The following is a 2,860-nucleotide window of genomic DNA, read 5'->3' as shown; positions in this document are numbered from 1 at the left end:
TGCGGGATCAAGGTTTTGTGCCAGGTTCGAGGTTACGATCAAGATACCTGGAAAGCTTTCCATCTCTTCCAAAAAGATACTTTGGATGGCGTTCTCGGTTACATCTGCAGAACGCTCCAGATCATTTCCACGCTTGTGGATCAGCTGGTCGCCTTCATTGAGCAGAAAGACGGGATTCACTTCCGCTGCTATTTGACGCATCTCTTTAAACATAGCCCGGGCTCGCTTTTCCGTGCTGCCATAATACATGTCACGGATGTTGTTGGCATTGATCATCAGCAGAGATCGGTTCAGTTCGTTGGCGATCACTCCGGCAATGAAGGTTTTACCTGTGCCCGGCTCTCCGTGGAGCAGAATGATGCAACCCTGCTGGACAGATACATCATCGGTAAGAGATGCCCCCATTAGGCCCCATTGCACTAACTCATCCTTACGAGGGTTTGTCAAGCGCGCTACAATCGCCTTGATACTTTCCAGAGTATGTGCTGGTAATATCAGTTGATCCATGATCTGACGTGGTTTAATCATGCTAAAGTAAGCTGAGTCAGAAATAGTAGTTGCCAAGTTAAAAACCTTTCCAGTGGAAGTATCCGTTAATTCCGTTAATGCCGCGTCACTCAGGGAAAGATCGTTACGATATATGCTTGGCTCTGGATACTCAAGCAAACCTTCATGCTGAAGGAGATTCTTTCGGGCAACAGATTTAACTGCTTGCTGAAGATCAGATTTGTTTTCGGTGATTAAAGTAGCTAGAGCTAGAATACTCAGTTCAACATTTAGCCTGGTCTGATGAAAATAGATCATATATAGGGACTTCTGCCAGAAAGGATTAAGTTTATGGGCAGTGATAAATCTTCCGAGCGAATTGTCTGAGGGTAAACTGGATATCTTATCAAGGGCAATATCCAGTATCCGGTTCACCACTTTACCGTAATAGACGCCTTCCGCAACTCTGGGTTCCTGCCTAAGCTCAGGATAATGGTTGAAAAGATGGCTCAGCGCATCGCAAACAACTTCAAGCGGGTCGGCACTATCTTTATATCCCTTGTTGAGGATAGCAACGCAGCACTTTAATGGTTTCTTGCCAAGCAAAATGTTCCATAACAATCCATTAAGGCGGTATTGACCTTGCAGCAAAGATGCAAGATTGGTGTGGAAGTCGTGATCAGGGGGAAAGGAGAAGCTGAGGATCCCACGATCTACCAAGCTAATCAGATAATCGAATCCAGCTTTCAGATTGGCCTGCGGGCTTGGCAGGAAACCAAGAATGTCCCTCACTGAGTAATCCAGATCATAGTTCTCCCTGGTTTGTTGGTAGATCCCTGAGATCACAGACAGGTCATTGGATTCTAGGCAATAAGCTTTCAATTCCTTATGCCGGATAAGTTTGCGGAGCAGACTATTTTGAATGCAATGATTTGATTTTCCAATGGTAAGGTTGGCTGTCTTGCCGTGATTAGGAAGAAGCCCCAAATCTTCAGATCTCTTATCAACTGAGGATTCTTCACAGTGAGCCGTATTTCTTTGTTTGATGGAGCTGTATTCCTCCAAGCATTGAATAAGATCGGTATGCATATCTTCTCCCAAAAATTCTATTCTGCCCCTATTATAAACTTGGTACAGAAAAACTGGCTGACTATTTTTGATACGGGGTTCTATTGAAGCCCAGGCACTCCATAACTGTGTGAATTATCATATTAAAGGCTTCCATCTCCTTTTCAAGCGGCTCAGGGCTTTCCAGTTTTAGATGCCAGGTATCCATCTTAGCTTGCTGTCTCTGCTGCTTACGTAACTCGGCACAGTGGGAGATCAGTTCCTTGAGGATGCCACGCTTGATCCTGATGCCTACCTTGCCGACGTCCTTCTTGGTTAACACGCAGTAACCATATTGGTTAACGCCTATCACACCTGCCGAGGCCAGGGCTTCCAGATAGACGAAGACCCACTGACGGCTTCTGCCGAAGGCTTCTGCGATGCTTCTGATTGAAGTGAAACTGCGTTTTTCGATCAGATTGAGAAGTGCCAGGGCTGCCTTGGGATCGAAGTTCCAGTGCGCTCGCAACTGCTTGTCCAAAGTTGTGTTAAAGCGGTTACTGCGGCCATAGATGGGCTCCCGGTTGCTGGCTAACTTAATAGTCTTGTCCTTCAGCAGTTCGGTTATGATAGGCTCAATCTCCTCGATCTCCAGTCCCGTCATATTGACGATCAGGGGCACATCGAAGGGCTTGCGATACTGGTTAACGAAGTTCAATACGAGTTCTCTGGCGGTCATAGATCTCTCCCCGAGACCACTGTGACACTAAATCCGGCATTTTTGCTGTCACAGTGCTCAAACACACTACTGATGAGCTTCTGTGGCTTTTCCCGTCTTTCGGGAACCACTGTGACACCTGTCACAGTGCTCAACGTGTCACAGTGGTCTGCCCTGCTTGCCCTGTGCCTAAAATCGTAACTGGTCGCTTTCATAAGCGCCTCCCATTAGATATTGCTAGGTGCTACTCTACTGCATGGCAATAACTTGGGAAGTCCTTTCCGCTTGTTAACGGGGAATTCTGGATAAATTTTCAGACAATTCTGCTTCCCCGGTACTTCACAATATAATACCCAGGACACAACCATGAGAAAGCAGATTCTTACAAACTTGAAAATGCCCTAAAATGCAGCCCATCTATTTGCCATAAATAGAGATAACCATGTATTCTACTGATTAGAGTTGTGAAACAGTTTTATGGACCCAGTTCAGACCGGGAGTTATTTACTGACGAGGAGAAACGCACTACTGGCGCAGCGTAGAAAATGAGCTAATAGTTTTTCCAAATTCGATGGTCTGAAAATACCCTGAAATGAGTCCAAATTTGCA

At 45.8% G+C, this 2,860-nt stretch carries 2 protein-coding genes; both read right to left on the bottom strand.

All coding sequences use genetic code 11. The features are described 5' to 3' along the window. Positions 1–1,575 (bottom strand): AAA family ATPase (locus LHW48_00160; protein MCB5258874.1); only part of this gene is annotated, 1,575 nt, incomplete at its 3' end. 61 nt (positions 1,576–1,636) lie between these two features. Next, a complete protein-coding gene (locus LHW48_00155; protein ID MCB5258873.1) occupies positions 1,637–2,272 on the bottom strand; it encodes a hypothetical protein in 636 nt (211 codons plus the stop codon). Positions 2,273–2,860 lie beyond the last annotated feature (588 nt).

It is taken from the genome of Candidatus Cloacimonadota bacterium (assembly GCA_020532355.1).
Classification (GTDB): Bacteria; Cloacimonadota; Cloacimonadia; order Cloacimonadales; family Cloacimonadaceae; genus UBA5456.
This window is presented reverse-complemented; position numbering and strand designations above follow the sequence as displayed.

Excerpts from the sequence above, each read along its gene's own strand:
- LHW48_00155 (MCB5258873.1), bottom strand. The coding sequence starts at position 2,272 with ATGACCGCCAGAGAACTCGTATTGAACTTCGTTAACCAGTATCGCAAG.